At 45.2% G+C, this 1,405-nt stretch carries 2 protein-coding genes; both read left to right on the top strand.

The genetic code is table 11. The features are described from left to right. Positions 1–200: 200 nt before the first annotated feature. Positions 201–665: an SsrA-binding protein SmpB gene (gene smpB / locus PX636_RS11675; protein WP_288117286.1), complete on the top strand. Its 465-nt coding sequence runs from the start codon at positions 201–203 to the stop codon at positions 663–665. A 118-nt stretch (positions 666–783) separates the two neighbouring features. Then, entirely contained in the window at positions 784–1,332 is a 549-nt protein-coding gene (locus PX636_RS11670) for a DUF2808 domain-containing protein (RefSeq protein ID WP_004162718.1), read from the top strand. Positions 1,333–1,405: the final 73 nt, after the last annotated feature.

Here is a 1,405-nt window from a genome sequence, read left to right as displayed (position 1 = left end):
GGAAATGGGGGAATGGGGAAATGGGGGAATGGGGAAGTGGGGAAATGGGGGAATTCAACTAAAACCCCAACACCCCAACACCCTAACACCCCAACACCCCAACACCCTAAAACCCTAAAACCCCAACACCCTAACACCCTAACACCCTAACACCCTAACACCCCAACACTCAACAGCTTTTTCACTTTTCACTTGACTATATGGCCAATCAAGACGACAAAATCAAAATTATCAGTGATAACCGGCAAGCACGCCATCTCTACGAGATTTTAGAGACTTTTGAAGCGGGGGTGCAGTTGCTGGGGACCGAGGTTAAATCCGTGCGTGCCGGTAAGGTAAACCTGCGGGATGGTTACGTTTTAGTCCGCAATGGTGAAGCGGTGTTAATTAATGTTCATATTTCCCCCTACGAACAGAGTAGCGAATATTTTAATCACGATCCGCACCGGACGAGAAAATTGTTGATGCACAAAAAGGAAATCAGCAAACTCATCGGTCAAGTGGAACAGAAAGGCTTAACTCTTGTGCCTTTGAAGATGTATTTTAAAGGTAGTTGGGTAAAAATCAGCATTGGCCTCGGTAGAGGCAAAAAATTACACGATAAACGCGAAGATTTGAAACGTCGTCAGGATCAACGGGATATGGCGCGAGCGATGAAGCGTTAACCAAGACACTTATCGGACTGGCAAAGGTCCAGGTAAGAAACGAGCGGGTTTTGTTACAGTTGAACTGTATTAGGCTCCTTGCGGCCGTCACCATCCCCCTCACTTTGGGTTAAAATTTATGTTAAAAGTCTTGACAAAAGTAATTAAATATGCTAAAGCACCCGCTTTAATTGCTCTATCTTTAGCTGTGGGTGCGGGGATTATTTTACCAAAAATAACTTTAGCCAATGGCAACCCCGGCCTAACCATTTTTAGTGGAGTCGATCGCAAGGATATCTTAGATTATTTCTTGCAATTTGGTGGTCGTCCCCGGCAAATGGATCGTTATAAACTCTATATTCCCCCGAAAAAACTCTCCCAAGGGGCCTCGGCTTTTTTTATTTCCTATCCCGATTATTTTAACGGCCAGTTTGACACTAATAAAATCGAGGTACGCACCAACGGCAAATCTTTACCTTTAAAGGAAGTGGTTTGGGATAAGGATAGTCGCATTATTCAAATTGTCCCCGAACAACCGATCGATCCGACCAGCAAAGTTGAAATCGTCATGTCTAATGTCAGAAATCCCGAATTAGGCACTTATTACTTTACCTGTGATGTGATTGCCTCTGGCAATATTCCCGTCCGTCTCTACGTTGGGACTTGGATTGTCAGTATCGAACCTTAAGTAGGGTTTGCGGCAAAAAGTTTTTCGTGGGGGTAGGGTGTGGGGTGTGGGGTGTGGGGTGTGGGGTGTGGGG

The organism is Microcystis sp. M53598_WE2, from assembly GCF_030067735.1.
Taxonomy (GTDB): Bacteria; Cyanobacteriota; Cyanobacteriia; order Cyanobacteriales; family Microcystaceae; genus Microcystis; species Microcystis aeruginosa.
This window is presented reverse-complemented; position numbering and strand designations above follow the sequence as displayed.